Annotated in this window: 24 protein-coding genes and 2 pseudogenes; 3 read left to right on the forward strand and 23 right to left on the reverse strand. The window is 63.5% G+C overall.

The genetic code is table 11. The features are described from left to right. Positions 1 to 30: 30 nt before the first annotated feature. Both H292_RS0102290 and dprA read right to left on the reverse strand, forming a co-directional pair. A complete protein-coding gene (locus H292_RS0102290; RefSeq protein ID WP_020110289.1) occupies positions 31 to 813 on the reverse strand; it encodes a siderophore-interacting protein in 783 nt (260 codons plus the stop codon). A gap of 78 nt (positions 814 to 891) precedes the next feature. Further along, the gene (dprA, locus tag H292_RS0102295) at positions 892 to 2016 is read right to left on the reverse strand and encodes a DNA-processing protein DprA (RefSeq protein WP_020110290.1); all 1125 of its coding nucleotides are present in this window, start codon (positions 2014 to 2016) and stop codon (positions 892 to 894) included. A 196-nt stretch (positions 2017 to 2212) separates the two neighbouring features. Here dprA and H292_RS28030 point away from each other — a divergent pair, with 196 nt between their 5' ends. Continuing rightward, positions 2213 to 2365, forward strand: coding sequence for a hypothetical protein (locus H292_RS28030; protein WP_020110291.1), 153 nt, complete (start codon positions 2213 to 2215; stop codon positions 2363 to 2365). After that, the gene (locus tag H292_RS28035) at positions 2362 to 2502 is read left to right on the forward strand and encodes a hypothetical protein (protein WP_020110292.1); all 141 of its coding nucleotides are present in this window, start codon (positions 2362 to 2364) and stop codon (positions 2500 to 2502) included. Before H292_RS28030 ends, H292_RS28035 begins: the two co-directional genes overlap by 4 nt. Positions 2503 to 2749: 247 nt before the next feature. On the opposite strand, the gene H292_RS0102310 is transcribed toward H292_RS28035, so the two are convergent. Further along, complete coding sequence (locus H292_RS0102310) at positions 2750 to 3319, reverse strand: hypothetical protein (RefSeq protein WP_155949750.1); 570 nt, start codon at positions 3317 to 3319, stop codon at positions 2750 to 2752. A gap of 155 nt (positions 3320 to 3474) precedes the next feature. Between H292_RS0102310 and H292_RS0102315 the strand changes: the two genes are divergently transcribed. Further along, a complete protein-coding gene (locus H292_RS0102315) occupies positions 3475 to 3663 on the forward strand; it encodes a hypothetical protein (RefSeq protein ID WP_020110294.1) in 189 nt (62 codons plus the stop codon). A gap of 443 nt (positions 3664 to 4106) precedes the next feature. Here the strand turns inward: H292_RS0102315 and H292_RS26680 are convergent, their stop codons facing one another. The 20 genes and pseudogenes from H292_RS26680 to H292_RS26700 all read right to left on the reverse strand — a co-directional run. Further along, positions 4107 to 4553 carry a phage protease gene (locus H292_RS26680; RefSeq protein ID WP_020110295.1) on the reverse strand — a complete coding sequence of 149 codons (447 nt, stop codon included), beginning with the start codon at positions 4551 to 4553 and terminating at the stop codon, positions 4107 to 4109. 15 nt (positions 4554 to 4568) lie between these two features. Further along, positions 4569 to 5450: a major capsid protein gene (locus tag H292_RS0102325; protein ID WP_020110296.1), complete on the reverse strand. Its 882-nt coding sequence runs from the start codon at positions 5448 to 5450 to the stop codon at positions 4569 to 4571. A gap of 13 nt (positions 5451 to 5463) precedes the next feature. Beyond that, positions 5464 to 5832, reverse strand: a complete 369-nt coding sequence (locus H292_RS0102330; RefSeq protein WP_020110297.1) for a capsid cement protein — start codon at positions 5830 to 5832, stop codon at positions 5464 to 5466. Between the two features lie 2 nt (positions 5833 to 5834). After that, positions 5835 to 6446: a hypothetical protein gene (locus H292_RS0102335; RefSeq protein ID WP_037187884.1), complete on the reverse strand. Its 612-nt coding sequence runs from the start codon at positions 6444 to 6446 to the stop codon at positions 5835 to 5837. A 20-nt stretch (positions 6447 to 6466) separates the two neighbouring features. After that, positions 6467 to 6847 carry a helix-turn-helix domain-containing protein gene (locus tag H292_RS28835; RefSeq protein WP_155949751.1) on the reverse strand — a complete coding sequence of 127 codons (381 nt, stop codon included), beginning with the start codon at positions 6845 to 6847 and terminating at the stop codon, positions 6467 to 6469. A gap of 8 nt (positions 6848 to 6855) precedes the next feature. Then, entirely contained in the window at positions 6856 to 7458 is a 603-nt protein-coding gene (locus tag H292_RS0102345; protein WP_020110300.1) for a hypothetical protein, read from the reverse strand. After that, a complete protein-coding gene (locus H292_RS26685) occupies positions 7455 to 7766 on the reverse strand; it encodes a WhiB family transcriptional regulator (protein WP_020110301.1) in 312 nt (103 codons plus the stop codon). The genes H292_RS0102345 and H292_RS26685 overlap by 4 nt, the downstream gene beginning before the upstream one ends. A 6-nt stretch (positions 7767 to 7772) precedes the next feature. Further along, positions 7773 to 8093, reverse strand: coding sequence for a hypothetical protein (locus tag H292_RS0102355; protein WP_020110302.1), 321 nt, complete (start codon positions 8091 to 8093; stop codon positions 7773 to 7775). Between the two features lie 313 nt (positions 8094 to 8406). Further along, the gene (locus H292_RS0102365) at positions 8407 to 9933 is read right to left on the reverse strand and encodes an AAA family ATPase (RefSeq protein ID WP_020110304.1); all 1527 of its coding nucleotides are present in this window, start codon (positions 9931 to 9933) and stop codon (positions 8407 to 8409) included. Beyond that, positions 9930 to 10400, reverse strand: coding sequence for a hypothetical protein (locus H292_RS0102370; RefSeq protein WP_020110305.1), 471 nt, complete (start codon positions 10398 to 10400; stop codon positions 9930 to 9932). The genes H292_RS0102365 and H292_RS0102370 overlap by 4 nt, the downstream gene beginning before the upstream one ends. 240 nt (positions 10401 to 10640) lie before the next feature. Beyond that, the gene (locus H292_RS28315; RefSeq protein ID WP_020110307.1) at positions 10641 to 10838 is read right to left on the reverse strand and encodes a helix-turn-helix domain-containing protein; all 198 of its coding nucleotides are present in this window, start codon (positions 10836 to 10838) and stop codon (positions 10641 to 10643) included. Positions 10839 to 11069: 231 nt separating this feature from the next. Then, positions 11070 to 12506, reverse strand: coding sequence for a recombinase family protein (locus H292_RS0102385; protein ID WP_196806146.1), 1437 nt, complete (start codon positions 12504 to 12506; stop codon positions 11070 to 11072). Between the two features lie 11 nt (positions 12507 to 12517). Further along, positions 12518 to 13945 (reverse strand): annotated as a pseudogene (locus tag H292_RS26695) (YifB family Mg chelatase-like AAA ATPase); the annotation flags it as partial. Further along, the gene (locus H292_RS0102395; RefSeq protein ID WP_020110310.1) at positions 13945 to 14298 is read right to left on the reverse strand and encodes a YraN family protein; all 354 of its coding nucleotides are present in this window, start codon (positions 14296 to 14298) and stop codon (positions 13945 to 13947) included. The pseudogene H292_RS26695 and the gene H292_RS0102395, both read right to left, overlap by 1 nt. Before the next feature lie 273 nt (positions 14299 to 14571). Next, entirely contained in the window at positions 14572 to 14910 is a 339-nt protein-coding gene (locus H292_RS0102400) for a histone-like nucleoid-structuring protein Lsr2 (protein WP_019664252.1), read from the reverse strand. Positions 14911 to 15280: 370 nt separating this feature from the next. After that, the gene (locus tag H292_RS0102410; RefSeq protein ID WP_019664254.1) at positions 15281 to 15586 is read right to left on the reverse strand and encodes a DUF2469 domain-containing protein; all 306 of its coding nucleotides are present in this window, start codon (positions 15584 to 15586) and stop codon (positions 15281 to 15283) included. Between the two features lie 43 nt (positions 15587 to 15629). Continuing rightward, complete coding sequence (locus H292_RS0102415) at positions 15630 to 16367, reverse strand: ribonuclease HII (protein WP_080738245.1); 738 nt, start codon at positions 16365 to 16367, stop codon at positions 15630 to 15632. A 13-nt stretch (positions 16368 to 16380) separates the two neighbouring features. Continuing rightward, complete coding sequence (gene lepB / locus H292_RS0102420) at positions 16381 to 17166, reverse strand: signal peptidase I (RefSeq protein ID WP_019664256.1); 786 nt, start codon at positions 17164 to 17166, stop codon at positions 16381 to 16383. Positions 17167 to 17285: 119 nt separating this feature from the next. After that, positions 17286 to 17627 (reverse strand): 50S ribosomal protein L19, encoded by a 342-nt coding sequence (rplS, locus tag H292_RS0102425; RefSeq protein ID WP_026347639.1) that lies wholly within the window; start codon positions 17625 to 17627, stop codon positions 17286 to 17288. Between the two features lie 112 nt (positions 17628 to 17739). Continuing rightward, positions 17740 to 18653 (reverse strand): annotated as a pseudogene (locus H292_RS26700) (hypothetical protein); the annotation flags it as partial. Between the last annotated feature and the right edge of the window lie 25 nt (positions 18654 to 18678).

Genomic DNA, 18678 nt, shown 5'->3' on the forward strand with positions numbered 1-18678 from the left:
GGCGCCCGTCGGCAAGCGGACGCGCGGGCGTCAGGCAGATGCGCCGGACTCGGCCTGAGCCAACTCGCGCTTCCACTCACGGAACTTCTCTTCGGTCCGTCCTCGACGCCAGTACCCGGAGATCGACGCCCAGTCGGCGGGCACTCCGCGTTCCTTGCGGACGTATCCACGCAGGTTGTGCATCACGGCCTGCGCCTCGCCGTGAATGAAAACCTGGGCGCGGCCCGGCAACCACTCCGTCGATTTCACGGCCTCGATCAGCGGAGCGTTGTCCCCTGCCTTGTCGTCCTCCACCTCGTTGGACGGGGCGCCCCGATGCACCCAGGTGACGTCGACGACGGCCAGCGTCTCGAAGTAGATCTCGTCCTTGCGGTCTGCGACCTCGACGAACACCTTGGCAATCGCGTCCTCGGGAAGCGATTCGACCGCCGCGGCGATCGCCGGGATCGCGGACTCGTCACCGGCGAGTAGGTGCCAGTCCGCCTCGGGCTTCGGACGGTAGGCCCCGTTCGGGCCGTACACACCGATCTGTTCCCCGGGCTGCACGCGTGCTGCCCATGGACCGGCAACACCCTCGTCACCGTGCACGACGAAGTCGATCGCGATCTCGCGCTTCCGAGTGTCGACCGATCTGACCGTGTAGGTCCTGAGCACCTCGTCGTCACCCTGACCGAAGATCAGCTTGACGTAGGAATCGGTGAAGTCGGTCGGCGTGAATCCGTCGAAGCCCGGGTCGCCGAGGTAGACCCGATGCATGTGGGGCGTCAAGGCCTCGGTACGGAGGACGGTCAGAACAGTTTTCTCGCGTGCCACGTGGTTTCAGCCTTTCCGAGCTGTCTCGTGCGATCGGTGAGTAAGTATTACCTAAATAGGCTACCGGTCCCGACGTCGTCATGGCCGCACCAGCCGGAACCAGCCGGTGTCGTCACTGGAGACGAAACCCTCGAGTTCGAGCAGCGGCAACACCGATCGCACCTTCGCGACGGGCACGGACGATGCCTCCGACAACTCCTGCGGGGAGCGCGTTCCTGTTGCGGGCAGCGCTTCGTACACCAGCAAGGCGTTGTCGGACAACGCGTCGAGGTCACGAAACATCGAGGGACGACCTTCTCCGACTTCCCCGGACGGCCCGGCTTCGGCCACGACGTCGTGGGCGTCGGCCACGAGGCGCGCCTCACCTTCGCGAATCATCCGGTGGCACCCCTTGGACGACGCGGAGGTGACGGGTCCTGGCACCGCCAGCACCGGCTTTCCGAGTTTGTGCGCCCAGGCTGCGGTGTTGCGTGCACCGCTCCTCCACCCCGCTTCCACGACGACGACCGCGGATCCGAAAGCAGCGACGATCCGGTTGCGTGAGAGGAAGCGATGGCGAGCCGGGGTAGTACCGGGCCCGTACTCGCTGATGACCGCACCACTGTCGGCGATCCTCTGCAGCAACCTCGAATGCCCCGATGGATAGGCACGGTCGACGCCGCAGGCCAGTACGGCGACCGTTCTGCCGGACACGCCGAGGGCAGCACGATGCGCGGCTGCGTCGATTCCGAACGCGGCACCCGACACGATGGTCCACCCGTCGACGGCAAGATCGCCCGCGATCTCGGCGGTGACGTGTTCCCCGTATGCCGTCGCCGCTCGGGTGCCGACGATCGAGACGGCCCGCTCCACGAGTTCGTCGACGGGTGTGGCGCCGAGGACCCACAACGCGCACGGCCCGCACCGATCGGCACCCTCGCCGAGTCCGGCGCCGTCGAACGCCAGCAGTCGCCACATCGGCCATTCCGGATCGTCCGGAGTCACCAATCGTCCACCCAGTGTGTCCATCAGGTCCAGGTCGGCGGCTGCCGTGTCGACGTGCGACCGCACGGCGAGCCGCTCACCCAACGCGCCGCCGACGACCGCCGCTCGAGCCTCCTCGGGTCCGGCGGACAGCGCGAAGTCCAGCAGCGGACGGTGTGGGCCCTGCGCGGCCCGAGACAGGTACGCCCAGGCCAGTTTTCGCGGATCGTGCGTCCTCACGAGATACCCCTGTCCCTGAAATCCAATGCCGCTCCTACTTCTTCCAGGCCCGGCGCGTCGCTCCCTCCGAGATCGCTGAGCGTCCACGACACCCGCAGTGTCCCTAGATGGCGGTAGTCGCAGCCATACGAAAGCGGCCTTGGATCGGGCTTCCCTCCCGAATCCAAGGCCTAAGCACAACGGAATAGGAGTTCCGATGCACCCTGACAGAAGTCTATCCAGGCCCACCGACAGAGCCGTTCACGACGTCATCACGGCACTGTTCGTCCTGCTCGTTCTGATCGCCGGTTACAACGTCCTCGTCGCCGTCTGCAGGATCATCCTTGCGCTGGGCTGGTACGTCTCGTGAACTCCGACGACACTCACGCTGCGCTCGCAGCAGTCGAGCCGCTGGACCGCACTCGCCTCTGGGAAGCGCTGAAGTTCCTCGCCTACGCAGATCCGCAGCTCGTCCTCGATGCAGTCGAGCGGATCACCCAGGCCTAGATAGCTGATCCACGTCGCTATCTGCGCGAGTCCGACGTAAACCGACCGCGCCCAGTTGCAGTGCTGACAATCCGCGTGACCTGGCGCGCGGAGCCGCGGCCTCGTCCGATCACCGGAGCCGCGGTCACCTGACAGCCGCTCACGCTCCCATGCGTGAGCGGCTATCGGGCGTGGGATGGAACGGTCAGCGGGTCAACTGGGAGCGCTCCACTGGGAGCATCAAGACACAGGGCGAAGCTCCGTCCGGTCAGGCACCGTCGCCGGAGGCGTCCGTTTCGTTCCGGCGCAGCCCCGGTTCCAGGTGGTCCCTGACGTGCTGGAAGAACTCATCGAACAAGTCTGAAGTCGAAGCCGTCACCATCGCTCGCCTGGCTGTATCCGCCTTCCGCATCACAGACCTGCCGTAAAGCAGAACCGCACCGCCGATCAGGCACAGCACCACCGCGGCGATCAGGAATACAAGCTGACTGGCGCCTAGTGCATCCCGCGCCGCATCCGGCATGAATACGAGGATCGCACCCAGGACATAGATGATGGCTCCGGCGATCACTATGCGCCACCCTCTCGCGGACCGTTCTGCGACATCAGCCAGCGTTTCCGGCGTCTCTACCGGCAGCGTTGCCATCTCGCGGACCCTCGCGTCGATACTCGCGGCAAGCTGCGCTTTGCTCGCGAACTCATCTGTCAGCTCCATGTAGAGATCCAGATCCGCTTTCAGCGTTGTCCGGTCATCGCGCCGCGCGAAGAATTGTCGCACCGGTTCTCCCAACCACAGCAGAACCGCAGTGACGACAGCGATGGCGATTGTTGACCACATGCAGGACAGAGTGCCAGCAGCGTCCGACAAAATCCGCCCACGCGCAACGCTCGTCGCGACATTCATCCGTTCGAATGAACGTGTCATTTGATTGACTGACCGGACGAGGCCTAGGCCCAGGTCAGGAACCGGATAGTGCGACTATCCTGTAGGGCATGAGCTTGCAGACGGACATCGCGAAACTGCAGCGTGAGCGTCGAACGCTGGAGCAGATGACATCGCGAGTGAACTCGCGGATCCGTGATCGAGTCCGGATCGCGGCTGCTGCCGGAGCCAGCTGGACCGAAATCGCCCAGGCCTGCGGCATCAGCAAGGCCAGAGTTGGCCAGCTACTGAAGGACTGAAATCCGTTGCCTCGCAACGGGATCGATTTCATCAAATCCGTTGCATGACAGCCCTATTCAGCGCCTCCAGCTGGGCCTAGGGTCGTTCACAACAAAAATTGGACACGTACCGCTGATGAGGTGTCCCCCGCCCCCTCCGGTAAATCCCCAGGTCAGAGGCCCAAACTGGCCCATTGCGGCATCGCTGCTGGTCAGAGGAACACGGAAAGCATTGCTGCACAACGGAATCCGGCTCCGGAGCGCTCACGTAGGGATCTGATGTCTACGTGCTCGCGTCCGGAGCCGGATGTTCGGAGCGATCCGCGGCTGTTCCACCAGCTGCGTTGCGCTCCTGATGTCGCATCCCAGCGCTCCGCATAGGAGGGCGTGGCCAGAGTGCGACGGTTACGGATCAGCAGCTGCGCCAGGGACAGGAGGGCCCAACAGCTGCTGATCCGTAAGCTCTAGCGGATCCAGCCCGTAGGCTCCTCCGCGGCGCCATCGGTGCCAGGGTCGCTGTGACCGATCTCCGTTACGGGAATGGTCACCGGCATCGACGCGAGCACCTTCGCGGCCTCCGGAGACTGCTCCAGCAAGGTCCGCCACTTGTCAGCGTTCGCCGGAGCCAGACGGCCCTCCCTGATGGCATCGGTGATCTTCTGCTCGCGTTCACGCTTGGCTGCAGCCGCTGCGATCGTCGCACCTTGTGCAGCCGCGGCCTTCAGCTCTTCGTACTTCACGATGTCGATGGGGATCGTGGCGCCAGCTGCTGCAGCCACTGCCGGATCTACCGGAGTAGTCACAGCGTCCTCCACCGCGAGCAGAACCGTCTCCGGATTGGATTCGTCATCGGGAAGGCCCAGAGCCTCCAGCAGTCGCTTCTGCGCTGCGTCATCGAATGTGATTGCCATGATGTCCAGTCCTCCCTAAACCGTGATTCCGGTGATCTGCTTGACCGCGAACGGACGATCCACTGCGAACGCAGGCACGCAGTACGTCTGAATCCACTTCGAACGTGTTCCCGGCTCCTCGATCACCTTCGTGGTCAGTGGAACTTCGAACACGATCTGGCCTGCTGCGCCCTTCTCCAGGAGGTAGGCGGAGTTCACGTCGATACGGACGCTCGTGATGAGTTCCAGTCCCGCGGACTTCAGCACCTGTTCCAGCCGGTCCTGATAGATCATGCGCAGGTTGTGCGCAGCCGAAGGCGGAACGATCAGCGCGTTGTGTCTGACTCCCAGCCGCTGCAGATCCGAAGCGAGCTGTCCTGCGCTCCAGTCAGCAGTCGGACGTTCGGACGGAGGCGTAGGAGTCGCACCGTCGAGAATCGTGTCAGCCCAGAATGCGCCTGCGGTGATCGTGTTCTCCGCGCCCAGAGCCTCCTCCAAGGCCTCCAGCGCCGCTTCGTCCACCTGCTGCGCGACCTCGTTCGCGAGCTGATCCACCTTCAGATCCACTGCGGAAGCGTTGTTGCGCAGAACCTCTTCCTCCAGGATCTGTACCTTGCCTCCCCAGTCCTGCGGCTTCGCCAGCTTCGGTTCGATCGGAGCACCGTCGAGCACCTTGTATTCACCGCCCGGAGCGCGCTGTTCCGCGCGGTCCGTTGTGTAGAGATCCGCAGCCTTGGCAGTGCTGTAGATCGCTCCACCGCCTTCCAGACGAGCGCCAGCGACAGTGAAGAAGACGGGAGCAATCAGGCCCTTGTCCGCCTGGCTCGCGATGCGATCTCGCAGCAGGGTCGGATGATTCAACATCGCATCGATGGAGATGGTCCGGTTATTGAGGACCGGAGTGAGGCTATTGACCATTGTTCGAATCCCTTCAGACCAACGCGATTTCAGCGACAGTGTTGTTCGCGGCTCCGGTGAGCGCGAAGCCGACGACAGTTCCGGAGGCCGCGGTTACCGCCTTGCCAGCAGCTCCGACCTCCACAGCAGCTCCTGCCGCGATGACTGCGCCTGCGTCCACTCGCACAACTCCGTCGCGCAGCACGTTCACGAGGTCACCGATCGCGGCATCGTCTGCTGCGACTCCGAAGACACGAGCGCCAGCAGCAGCCGGAGCGATGGAGACGTTTCCGCTCGCGTGGCGGTTCCCGCTGATGGCAACGAATCTCCGGTTCGTCACTGCGGCAGTCGCGCGTCCGGTGATGTTCCTACCCGGTTCGTAGACGCGATTCTGTGTCGGCATTGCTACTCCGTTCCTAGAAGGTTGTGCAGGATCCGTTGCGCTGTTCGCGCCCTGCGGCGCGAGGCCGCGAGATTGAGAGCTGCGCGCTGTGTCGCAGTAGGTTCCGGCTTCGGCGCCGATGCCCTGACGAGCTGGATCGCGCGTCCAGAGGCTGCGATCCGCCCTCCGGAGTAGAGAGCCTGGACATCGCGCAAATCCTTCAGCGTTCCGATGCCTGGCTCTGTCGCGCCCAGCAGCGCGAGGCCTGTCAGCACGAGCGCGTAACTCTCACCGTTCGCGGCCTTCACGTCCTGGAGCGCTTCGACGCTGCGCGAGGGATACGCAGAGCGCATAGAGGCCGCAAGCCAGGCAGGAACTCCGTGCAGGTCACCGATCAGCGTCCGGCCTCCGTCAGCGAGCCGGAGCCCATCCACCCATCCGACTCCAGGAGTGCCGTCGAATCGCGGATCGATGTGACCCAGGCGAATCACTGGCCTGCGTCCGATACCGGCTGCGTGTGCAGCCACAGCCGATTCCAGATCCGCAGTCGAGACATCCCAGGTACCTGTCGAGATCTCCCAGCGGCCCACCTTCGCCAGCTCCACGCCGCGGATCACTCTGAAGTCAGCGCCCACGATGTGCTCCAGCGATTGCCTTACCGAGTTCGCGAAGCTCTGAACTGCTCCACGACCGATCGCCGGAATGCCCAGCGTCCTCCGTGCAGAACTCCAGCGAGCCGTCCGCGCCTGCGGAGATCGCGGAGTCCGTTCGGACTGATCCCGAGAAGTCGCGCTGCGGCTGCGCTGTCGAGTAGCTCATCCTCGCAGTGAACCACGGAGGAATCCGTAATCCACTGCACCACTGGCGTTCTGGCGTTCGAACTGGCGTCCGCGCCAGTGGCAGAATCACGGATCGCGCGCCGGATCAGCTCCAGCTCCGGCGAGAGATGGCGCCCCTGCTGCTTGGTATCGAGCACATCGAGCGCCTGGGCGACGAGTTCCGCACTCGCACCGTCGAGCACAACGTGCCCGTTCATCCGCTGGATCACTGCTCCGCCTCGTTCGGTTCGGAGTGCTCGCGGATGAACTGCTCCCTCCACGTCTCCCGCGGAACGAGCGCATCGTCCTCCCCAGGCGAGACGTGAGCGTGCCAGCCTGCAGCGCGAGCACGCAGGAACCGGATCTGCGCCTGCCGCTCCCCTTCCGTCGCGAGCGCGAGGCCCTGGGCGAAGCGCGCGTATGTCTGCCGGACAAGCTCCTGCGCGCCCTCGTAGCTGTAACCGACAGCGATCAGCGGTCCGAGTACCGCCTGATCCGATTGGATCCGCTGGCGATCGTCTGGGCGCCGGAGCGGAGTTCCCACAGGCGCATCCGTGGGATCGTCCGCAGTCACTACTGGCTGATGCTCCTGGAACCACTGCGCAACCATCGCGAGCATCGCGTCCGCGGCTCGCTCGTGCTGCGCCTTCGTAGGCCGCTGCTCCGCGGCCTCCTGCTGCAACAGATCGCGGAACGCTCCATCGATGATGGAGTCCGTCTCGATGGCGAGCCGCTTCACCCGGAGCCGCATCTGCTGGATGTAGAGCGTGCGTCCGTTCTGCAGCGACGTTGCTGCAGCCGGATCCAGGAAGCTGTCCGATGCGATCATTTCGTCTCCTCGTTGTTTCGGTTGTAGATCCGGTGCGGCCTGCGCAGTTCTCCAGCGACGATCACGCCGCCCAGTTGCGACAGCGGAAGCGACGAGGCCCAGGCCCTGCACTCCTCCAGCTCCGGGCAGCCCTTGCAGATCCGGAGCGCTTGTTCGTGGCGAGCCTTGCGATCCGGTCGCGTCTCGCCGCGAAGTAGCTCCGACTCCCAGATGCGTAGATCACTGCCCTTGCACGCTGCAGCAGGCATCGACGGAATCTCCTCCTGCAACTGCTTCAGCCCGGACAGCGGGATTCGTCTCTTGCTCACCCGGAGTCAGCCTTGCGCCTTCGAAGAGCGCAGCCACTTCACCTGCTCGCCGTTCGTCGTGATCCGGTAGTTGCTCGTTCCCATCTGGTAGGCGCCGCGCGCAGATCCCAGGGCCTCCCGTTCGTCCCACTCCACAGCGAACATCGGAACGAAGACGCGCACTCCTCCCGGAGCGATCGCATCCATCCAGGCAGCGACACGATGCGGCTGATTCGGATCGTTGTCGTAGACCACCCAGGCGGTCGGAGCCTTCGGATCCACCGGCACGATCCCGCGAACCTGTGCCTCGTGTTGCTGGAAGTCAACAGCGGTAGTTGTGTGCGTCATTTTCAGTTCCCTTCGTTGGACCGGAGCCGGGTGCTCCGGGAGTTGTTTCTGATCTTGAAAGTGGGAGTGGACCGGTTAGCTCGCGGCTCCGCGGGGCTTAAAGCCCCCCCGCGAACCCGCGAACTGCCCTGACCACCTAGTCCGCGGGTAGTTCCGCGAGCTGCCGCGAACCCGCGAGCTGGAGGTATAGGCCCTGGTGGAGAGCGGTTTCCAGCTCGCGGACGATCACTCGCGGAAATGTCCGTTTCAGCTCGCGTATGGAGCCTTGTTTTCAGACCACCCATCCGCGAGCTGAAACGGACTAAACGGACAGTCATTTTCTCCTCCGTTTCCGACGTGAAGAAGGCTCCGGAGGCGCAGCCGCGAAGACCTCCGACGCGCCGGATTCGGACGGTCCGGGATGCATCAGCTTCGATCCATGCCGCCCAGGAATCGAGTGGATGCGGCCCTCGCTCTCCAGCCGTGCCAGAGCCTTACGCGCAGCGTCCCTGCCGACATTCGGCGGAAGGTTCTCGCTGTCGTATTTCCCTCGCGCGAGTCCCGGCTGCGCCACGATCGCAGCGAGCATCGCGGCATCGTCTGCATCGTTCTGCTGCTCCATCGTGTCGATCGGATCCGCAGGAACCACGACAGGCGCCGACCGTTTCCCGTCGCGCGTCTCGATCGTCTGCGGCTCGATCGTCCACAGAAACTTCGCTTCGACTGGATGATGCTTCTGCTTCGTCGTCTCCATCGTCACGATGCCCGTTGCGCTGTCCCGGCTGACGAACCACTCCGAATCCATCGCGCCGGTCACAGCCGATGCGCCGCGGCCTCGTTTCGTTCCGTAGGCCGGATGATGCAGCAGCAGAACCGCGGCTCCGGTCCGCTCCGCCAGCTCCGCGATGCGCCGCTCGATCTGCGCCGATTCGGTATTGGAGTTCTCGTCCACACCTTCGGTCACCTTCGCCTGCGTATCGAAGACGAACAGGCCTGCCGCCTCGCCTCCCAGCTCCGGATCGAACATCTCGATCAACTCATCGAAGCGCTCCGACAGGATCTGCAGGCGATCCATGATCGGAGTGAACCATTCCGGACCTGGCATTGCTCCGCCATTCCACCTGTTCACTCCAGCCTGCACACGCTCTCCGAACTGCCTGCGCCCACCTTCGGCAGCGACGTAGACAACTCGCACGCGAGTAGTCGGAATGGATCCGCGCCAGGGCCTACCCGACGCAAGCGCGAGCGCGATGTCGATTGCGATGTTTGTCTTCCCGTCGCCAGGCTCGCCCACGAGGCGCGCCAGTGAACCTGCGTCCAGGTGACCTTCGATCAGCGGATCAGGAAGTGGCGAATCCAGTAGAGCGGCAACAGAATCGCGAGCGATCAGTTCACGAACGGAGAGCGTGGATCGCGCCTCCTCCCTCCGCAGTTGCTCCTTCGCTGCACGTTCCGCCTTCAGCCTCTCCCGCTGCTTCGCGACAGAGACATCGAACTTCGCCTGTGCCTGCAGCCGCGAAGCGTCTTCGAACCGGCTCTGCTGCGCTGCGTGAACTGCATCGATCATCACCTGCATGTCATCCCAGGGAGGGTTACGCAGCGTGCGGATCCACGCAGGGGCATCATCCGCGGATGTGATCTCGCCCAGATGCTCCAGGATCACCTTCCGTCCAGCCTTGCCGATACGCACTGACGAGGCGTAGTTCAGGCCGCAGGGCGGATCCTCGCCGCTGTAGTCGCGCTCCCAGACCCATTGCTCTGCGAGGCCTCGCAGACGGGAGGGAATGTCCTCCAGGATCTCGTCCCCGAAGACTGCCCTCACGAGGGCCTCCGCAGATAGTTCGTCCTCACTGCTCGTCATGCCGCAGCCCCCTTGCGAGAGTCCACGAGCCACCATCCAGCGATGCGGAACGTGGCTGCGATCTCTGCATCAGAGTCCGCGACATCGCGGCCCAGTGCGCAAGCGTGTTCGCGGAAGACGAGTCCAGCGCGAGTCAGCGCTTCGCGAATATGTGCAGGGTCCACAGCCAGCCGCTGACCTTCCGACAACAGGAACTCCGCTGCGTACAGCAACAGCTCCCCTGCCTTCCAGCACGAGGAGATTTCGACGCGTCCAGGCCTCCAGCGTCCCGTCTCGCGCATCCAGTTCCGACGCGCCTCGTAGGCCTCGTCCGCCAGCAAATCGGCCGGCATCGAGCGAACATCGTCCAGCACGTAGATCGGCATCTCTGCGTCGAAACTGTGCGCAGGCTGAAGCCGCAGGCCCGCAAGCTTCTGATCCAGCATCGCCGTGGTGTCAGCAGCTACTGCCAGGTAATCTGTATCCATAACGAATCCCGTTCGTGTCCTGATCCCCAGTCGCCAGCCGCGGCTGGGGATAGTTTTATACGCGGAGTGCCTGTGTTCGGGAGTTCGGTAGCTACTGCGCTGCAACGTGATTCGACTTCTTCGGACTGAAGATCACCACTAGCCGATCTCGTTGGGCCGCGGTCAGAGGAGGAGCTGCAGCAACGAGCGCAGCAATGTGATCGGAGCGCTCGCGCAGCTTCGGTCGCGCGAGCGAGGCGGTCACGAATCACCGCCGATGGGCGTGATGAACTCCGCGAGATCCGCGGGACGGATACGAACTCCGTTGCCTACGCGGTAAGCCCGAAGCTTGCCATCGTGGATCCAGCGGTTCACGGTTCGAAGGCTGACCTGATGCCTGCGCACTATGTCAGCTTTCGTCAGCAGGACTTCGCCTGCGTCCGGTGTCGAGTGGGACATCGAAACTCCATCAGTACGCGGCAGCGTGGCTATCGCTGCCCTTGGATTCGCGGCGCCTTCGGCACCGTTAGCCCTTACTGATGGCCCTGGAGAAAGTGTGCGGAGGGTCATCGATCCGCTGTTAGTCCGAACGTTTCGAACTGACACGAAGCTACCCGCCACGTCTCACGATGTCCAGGGGCGGATTAGAATCGAAATCCGTTGTGTGACAGTAAATCCAGGTGAACTGGACTAACTCGAGGAGCCGCCAGAGCGCGCCTTCGTGAAGTCGATCTCTATCGTTTCCGGACGGAAAGTGCGCGTCCCGCGGCCTGCGCTGTGCAGCGTGACATCGGCCAGGGCGTCGATTACTGCAGACTGTCGCGCTGTGGTCAGCGCAGCCCAGGCCTGCGCGATGTCATCACTCATTACGAGCGGCGCGATCGTGTCGGCGGCTCCAGCTGTAGCCATCGCAGTTTCCAGCTCCGCAAGACGCGAGCGGATTCGATCGTTCACCGTCCGGAACTGATCGCGCGTCAGCGTCCCGTCCGCGTAGTCCACAGCCACATCGTCCAAGCGGCGCCGAAGTGTATCGGCTTCCGCGGAGAGATCGCGAGTGCCCTCTTCGACAGCCGGAGCGAACACTTCCAGCGCGTCCGGGAGAGACAGTCGCTGCACGATGACATCGGTCACATACTCGTCCACAGGATCAGCCTTGCGCTGCAGATGTCCCGACACGCTGCAGCGATACGTCCGTATCTGCCTGCGGGCGCCTCCGGTGTGAACCGTTGCGCCACAGATTCCGCACAGCGCGACTCCGGTCAGCAGCGATCGGCCTCGCACCCCGACAGGCTTACGCTCCGGAGCGGTCAGGATCCGAACAGTCGCGCGCCACGTCTCCTCCGACACGATCGCAGGCCACTGGGCCGCTCCGACCACGAAGGATTCCGGATCCTTGCGGAACTCACCCTGCCCTCCAGTGGGCCTGTGCCTCCGCAGCCCAGCGTTCCGCGGATTCAGCAGGACATCGCGGACGCCGGAGCGCGTCCAGGTATTCGGAGAACCATCGCGCTTGTTCTGCGTCGGGATGATCCCGGATGCGTTCCATGACTTCGCGATGGCTGTCAGCGGTTCACCAGCGAGCAGATCGGCGTAGCCCGCGACGATCAGCGCGGCCTCGTCAGGACGGACCGTAACTCCATCACCCTCGTAGCCGAAGGCTCGCCGTCCGCCTACCCAGCGGCCCTGCTTCGCAGCCTGGATCACCCCGGAGCGCTGGCGAGCGGACTTCCGCTCGATCTCACCTTGAGCGATGGATGCCATGATGCGCGCGTTCGTGCGTCCGCCGTCTGTCGATGTGTCGATGCTGTCGTGGGACGTGATGACACTGACACCTGTGCTTTGGAACATCTCCAGGATCCGCTCCAGCTCAATCAGCCTCCGCAGCAGGCGGTCCAGATGTCGAGCCACGATGACATCGAAGGCCTTCGCTTCAGCCGCTGCGAGCATCCGTTCGAAGGCAGGCCTAGGCTTGCGATTGGTTGCGCTTACATCGTTGTCGACAAAAGTGTCTACAACGGTCCAGCCGCGGGACTCGACAAAGCGCAGCACATCTTCGCGCTGGCGATCGATCCCGTACTCGTTGCCCTCGCGATCGCTGGACTGTCGAAGGTAGACCGCTACTCGCACATCCGCTATCGTACAGTCCAGGTGACTCGAAGTGCTCTGTCGGCCCCTCGCGCCGTCAAAGATCCGGTGCGCAGGGCGCGTTCGAGAGGTCGCAGCGCGGCGTTGCTCAACCTGAACTTCTGCCGCAGTGCGGGCCCGGGTACCTCGGCGTTGGTCGTCCATCCGAATTCACGCCATCGCTCCGCTGCGGCGTCTCGCGCACCCGTCACACGTGATCGAACCGCGTCGGTCGACTCGCCCACGTCGTCCACCAATGCACCCGTCGCCACCGCCTGCATCGCGATGCGTAGATCCACCCGATCCATCAGAGGCCCGGAAAGTTTTCCCAGATACTTTCGCCGAACCGTGGGTGCGCAGACACAGTCGGCACTTCGGGCGGGCGCACACGGACATGGGTTGGCCGCGAGAATCAGCTGGAACCGTGCAGGGTAACGAGCAACTCCGTCGCGTCGCGCGATCCGGATCTCCCCGTCTTCGAGCGGAGTTCGCAGCGCTTCCAACGTCTTCGCGCCCATCTCGGCGCATTCGTCCAGGAACAACACTCCCCTGTGTGCGCGGCTGACGGCGCCGGGTTTGGCCATTCCCGTGCCACCGCCGACCAGCGCACTCACGGTGGTCGAGTGGTGAGGTGCGATGAACGGCGGCGCCGTGATCAGCGGCCGATCCCCCGTCAACGTTCCTGCCACCGAGTGGATTGCCGTGACCTCCAGCGACTCCGCATCGGTCAGGGGAGGAAGGATGCCGGGAAGTCGTTGCGCCAGCATCGTTTTGCCGATACCCGGAGGACCGGTCAGCATGATGTGATGCGCGCCTGCTGCGGCGACCTCCAGTGCCCACCGCGCCTCCTCCTGCCCCACGACCTCGCTCATGTCCGGGTACACGGCATCGTCGCTCGGTACCGACGGAACACCCCGATCGAGCACCGTCTCGCCGCGAAGCCACGCGACGACCTCGGTCAACGACGACGCGCCCAGAACCTCGATTCCCTCGACCAGACTGGCTTCGGCCAGTGCGGACGACGGTACGACCACCCGTTGCCACCCGGCCCGTTCGACGGCCATGACGGCGGGAAGTACTCCGCGCACGCCTCGTAGTCGACCGTCGAGCGCCAACTCCCCGAGAAAGACCGCACTTTCCGAGGATCGCCGTGGGATCTGCTTCGCCGCATCGAGAACCGCCAGAGACAGTGCCAGGTCGTACACGGATCCGACTTTCGGCAGCGTCGCCGGCGACAACGCCAACACGACTCGCGTGTCCGGCCAGGTGGCACCGGAGTTGCTGACCGCGGCCTTCACACGGTCCCTGGATTCGTTCAGTGCCGTATCCGGCAGCCCGACGAGGTGAATTCCCGGCAAGCCGCGTCCGATGTCTGCTTCGATCTCGACCACTTGACCGTCCACGCCGCTGACGGCCACCGAGAATGCGCGCCCCAACGCCATCAGAACACCCCGCGCAGATGCGAGACCGCGGGATCACCGTCGTTGCTCATCACGATCGCGACCACATCGAACCGGATACGCACCCATGGGCCGCCGCGTTCGTCGAGCCATGCGAGAGCCAACCGTCTGATTCGCTGCTGTTTGGTGTAGGTCACCGACTCTGCGGGAGTCCCGAATCCGGTACCCGACCTCGTCTTCACCTCGACGAAGACCGTGACGTCCCCGTCACGGGCGACGATGTCGAGTTCACCGTGTCTGCACCGCCAGTTTCGGTCGATCAGCTCCATCCCGTTGTCGACCAAATGCAGCGCGGCCAAGGCCTCACCGCGCGCCCCCAATTCCTGATTCGACACTCGTCCCCCTCGCGGTCGTCGGTTCGCCGAGTGGGCAGAACCTGATGGAACGATGCACGAAGGGACGATCGACGGAACGGTGAATTCCCACGTCGAATTCTGCCCTGTGGAATTCACGAGAACTGTGGATGACGGACGTGCCCGAGACCGAGATACTCGGGATAGTGTCGGTCTCGAATGGTAAGGCCGAACGCGACGCCGAATAGTGCCCGGACACGACGATGCCCCCGCTGTTGCACAGCGGGGGCATCCGAAAGACACCAGGTGGTGACGCTAGTGCGCGGCCTCGTACGCAGCCTGAACGTCCTGGCTGATTCGTCCGCGAGCACTCACTTCGTGACCGTTCTCCCGCGCCCAGGCTCGGATGTCCTGAAGATCGGTCTTGGCGCGGGAAGCGGACCCGGATCCCTTACGAGGTTTACGACCGGACACCTTTTCTGCGTGCTCGATCCAAAACGCAAGTTGTTCGTGAAGTTCGTTTGCGTGCTTCAGGTTCAAATCGATCCGGTACTGGTTGCCACCGATTCCGAATTCGATGGTTTCCCCTTGCCCCTCTTTGATGACCGATCCGTCGACATCATCGATCATTTGGACGAGAGTCTTGCGCGCCATGTCCGAACCTCTAACCGTCAAAGGAATATGCTGATCGATTCTTTTTACCACCGTGTATCGCCGGTTTCAAAAGAATGAGGGCGATTCACAGCACGGTGTCAGGAAAGGAGAAATCGAGATCGTCACGCGTTTTACGCATAGAATTCTTCGATCTGTTGCACCACAACGCAATCCGACATCGAACGAAACTGCACGCGATCTAGGGATCGAGTAACTGCCAAGCGACCTGACCGACCACCAAGCACACCGCAGCGACGCCGATCAACTGCGCAACGACCATTACGTTCCGTCGGCGCCGACGGCGGCCGAAGAGGTACACGATCGCCGCGAGCACCAACAACCAGACGGTAACCGACACCGAATGGCCCCGCTACTCGGGCAGCCGGAGGTCCGGCTTTTCGAGTTCCTCGATGTTGACGTCCTTGAACGTGATCACCCGGACGTGCTTGACGAAACGGGCCGGGCGGTACATATCCCACACCCAGGCGTCGGACATACGAAGTTCGAAATAGATCTCACCGTCCGCGTTGTGCGGAATCAGCTCCACCGAATTGGCGAGATAAAAACGTCGCTCGGTTTCCACGACGTAGTTGAACTGCCCGACGATGTCCCGGTACTCCCGGTACAACGAGAGCTCCATCTCGGTTTCGTACTTTTCGAGATCTTCGGCACTCATCGGTTTTCTCTCATCCTCGTTCTTGCTCGACATCGAAGGTTCATCATCGCGCACTCCGCTCGTCCAGGTCCATTCGGCCCAGCACGGATGCAACCGCGTCGGCGCCCCTCTTCGCTGCGGACACGTTCGCGTACGACATTCGATGCTCGGCGCACGGGCCGAGCTCGGTCATCGCTGCCGCATGAACCTTCGTGCTGTATCCCTTGTGCACCGCGAAACCATATCCGGGAAACCGCGAGTCCATGTCGACCATGACCCGATCCCTGGACACCTTGGCCAGGACGCTTGCCGCGGCGATGCAGGCGGCAGTCGCGTCTCCGCCGATCACCGGAAGCGATGGAGCCGGCAGGCCCGGCACCCGGAACCCGTCGGTCAACACGTAACCGGGAGTCGTTCCCAGACCTGCCACGGCGCGACGCATCCCCTCGATGTTGGCGACGTGGACGCCGATCCGATCGATTTCCTCGGCCTCGATGAACACGACACTCCAGGCGAGGGCCAACCGGGTGATCTTGGGGAACAGTTCCTCGCGGCGTTTCTCGGTCAGCTTCTTCGAATCGTTCAGGTCGGCCAGCGACGCGTACGGTTTGGGGCCCAGGATGCAGGCTGCCACGGTCAGCGGACCCGCACACGCGCCTCGACCCGCCTCGTCGACGCCCGCTACCGGTCCCAGACCGCCTCGATCGAGGGCCGACTCCATCGTCCGTAGGCCCGAGGACCTACGAATGACAGGGCGGGGTGGCCACGGCGGGCGGCCACGCGATCGACTGGTACTGACCATCGGTGCTGTCGGCTCACTGCCCCTGGATGTCCGGGGAGTCCAGGGTCCCCCAGCGCGAGGGCGGAAGTGCGATCAAGAACGCCTTGCCGATGACGTTGTCGACGGGAACCGTGCCCATCAGTTCGTCGGATACGTGAAACCTGGAGTCGGCGGAGTTGCTTCGGTTGTCCCCCATGACCCACAGGTTGCCTTCGGGGACCGTCACCGCGGGGAAACAGCGTCCGGATTTCAATTCGGTGTCACACGTCAACGTCCCTGGCGTGAACGGGAAATCCATTTGTACATACGGCTCGTCCAACGGTTTGCCGTCGACGAGAACCCGTCCCTGATCATCGCAGCACTCGACCGTTTGGCCACCGGTCGCGATGACTCGCTTGACCAGATCGTTCTCGTCCGGAGCCACTATGCCGATGAGCGAACCCACTTCCTGGGCCCCGCGGACGATCGTGTTGTCCGATCGCGTGGACACGAAGTCGCTGTTCCACGAATCCGGCCCACGGAAGACGACGACATCTCCTGGTTTCGGATCGCCGAAGCGGTAGCCGATCTTCTCCACGACGATCCGGTCCCCGGTGCATCCGGCACAACCGTGCAGCGTCGGCTCCATCGACTCGGACGGAATCAGATACACGCGTGCGATGAATGTCTGCAGCAGAAAACTCAGGACCAGAGCGACCAGAACGAGGATCGGCAGTTCACGCCAGAACGAACGCTGCTTCTTCTTTTCCTTACGGGGTGCAGTCGGCTCCTCGGAGCGCGACTCGGATCGATCGTGTGGATCCTGCGGGGCATCTGACACCGCACCAGATTAGCTGCACCCGGTTTCCGCGATCGACCGGTACACCGAAAGCACGACAGCCGCACCACCCCTGACGGGGCGATGCGGCTGTCGTGTGAATACGGCCGGACGCACTTACTTCAGCGCTTTTCCTTGATCTTGGCGGCCTTGCCACGCAGATCGCGGAGGTAGTACAGCTTGGCGCGACGAACGTCACCGCGGGTGAGGACGTCGATCTGCGCGATGTTGGGGCTGTGGACCGGGAAGGTGCGCTCGACACCGACGCCGAACGACACCTTACGAACGGTGAACGTCTCACGAACGCCACCACCCTGGCGGCGAATCACGACGCCCTTGAAGATCTGCACGCGCTCTTTCGAGCCTTCGATAACCTTGACGTGCACGTTGAGCGTGTCGCCGGGACGGAAGTCAGGAATGTCGCTGCGCAGCGACTGCTTGTCCAAGAAATCCAGAGTGTTCATCGGTGTGGCCATCCTTGCGTTCTTCGCACGAGTAGAGGAACCGAGCGGTACCGCACGTTCGGAAAGAAATCCGACTACACGGAACTCGGCTGGTTCGTACTCCGATTAGGTCTGTGCCTGGTACAGGCAACCCGACCATTGTGCCAGACCACCGAGGGTAACGCGAAATCGCCTCGGCGACCGCCGGCGGGCGTTCCGGTGTCACTCGGTCGGGGCAGGCGCCGCCTGAACTGTCCGGTCCAGTTCGTCCTCCGTCGCCGCGAGCGCGTGGTCGATGCTGGGCTTTCCTGCCACCAGATCCTGCAGGTAGATCTTCGCGCGAATCGCGGGACGACGAATGGTGCGTTCTCGCCGCAACGAGCGTTCCATCTTCCGGGGTCGGCGGGTGTAACGCCACCGCGCCCACGGCGAGCCCGGCCTGCCCAGACGAAGGGCGCCGACGAACAGGATGGGAGCGAAGAACAACCCGATCAATCCGGTCCAGATCTTCCCCTTCGCCAGCACGACAGCGCACAGTGCGAGATGGGCCAACGCCAGTGCAACGAACCCCGCCCGGATCACCGGGTCGGCGTCCGCGCGGATATCGGCGATGTTCAGCAGCGCAAGCGGGTGAAAACCGAGCAGCAGCAACCCCGTCCCGGCGACGGCGACGAACACGGCGTCGACGGATGCTCGGCCCTGCTCGGACCAGTAGACGTCCTTCAGATAGAACACCAGTGCGAACTCGTCGAGAACGAGTGCAGCGCCCACGCCGAACAGGGCTGCGAGGACGGCTCCCGTCTCCCGAGTGCCGTCCTCGAACACCGCAACGAGCGAGATGCCGGACACGAGCATGAGCACGATCCCAAAGACGACGTGGTGGATGTGCTGGCCCCCGGGAGTGATGTTGCCCGGCCACCACTTCACCTGAGCCCGAATCATCCTGACGCTGAGCCTGATCAGCAGAAACCCGGCGAGGAAGCCGAGAAGGAAGCAGAGCAACGGCAGTCGTCCGTGCGCGACGATCTCGCGATCCAACCAACTCACCGCTGCATCGTGCTCCTCGTGGACG

This window comes from Rhodococcus sp. 114MFTsu3.1, assembly GCF_000383555.1.
GTDB lineage: Bacteria > Actinomycetota > Actinomycetes > Mycobacteriales > Mycobacteriaceae > Rhodococcoides > Rhodococcoides fascians_E.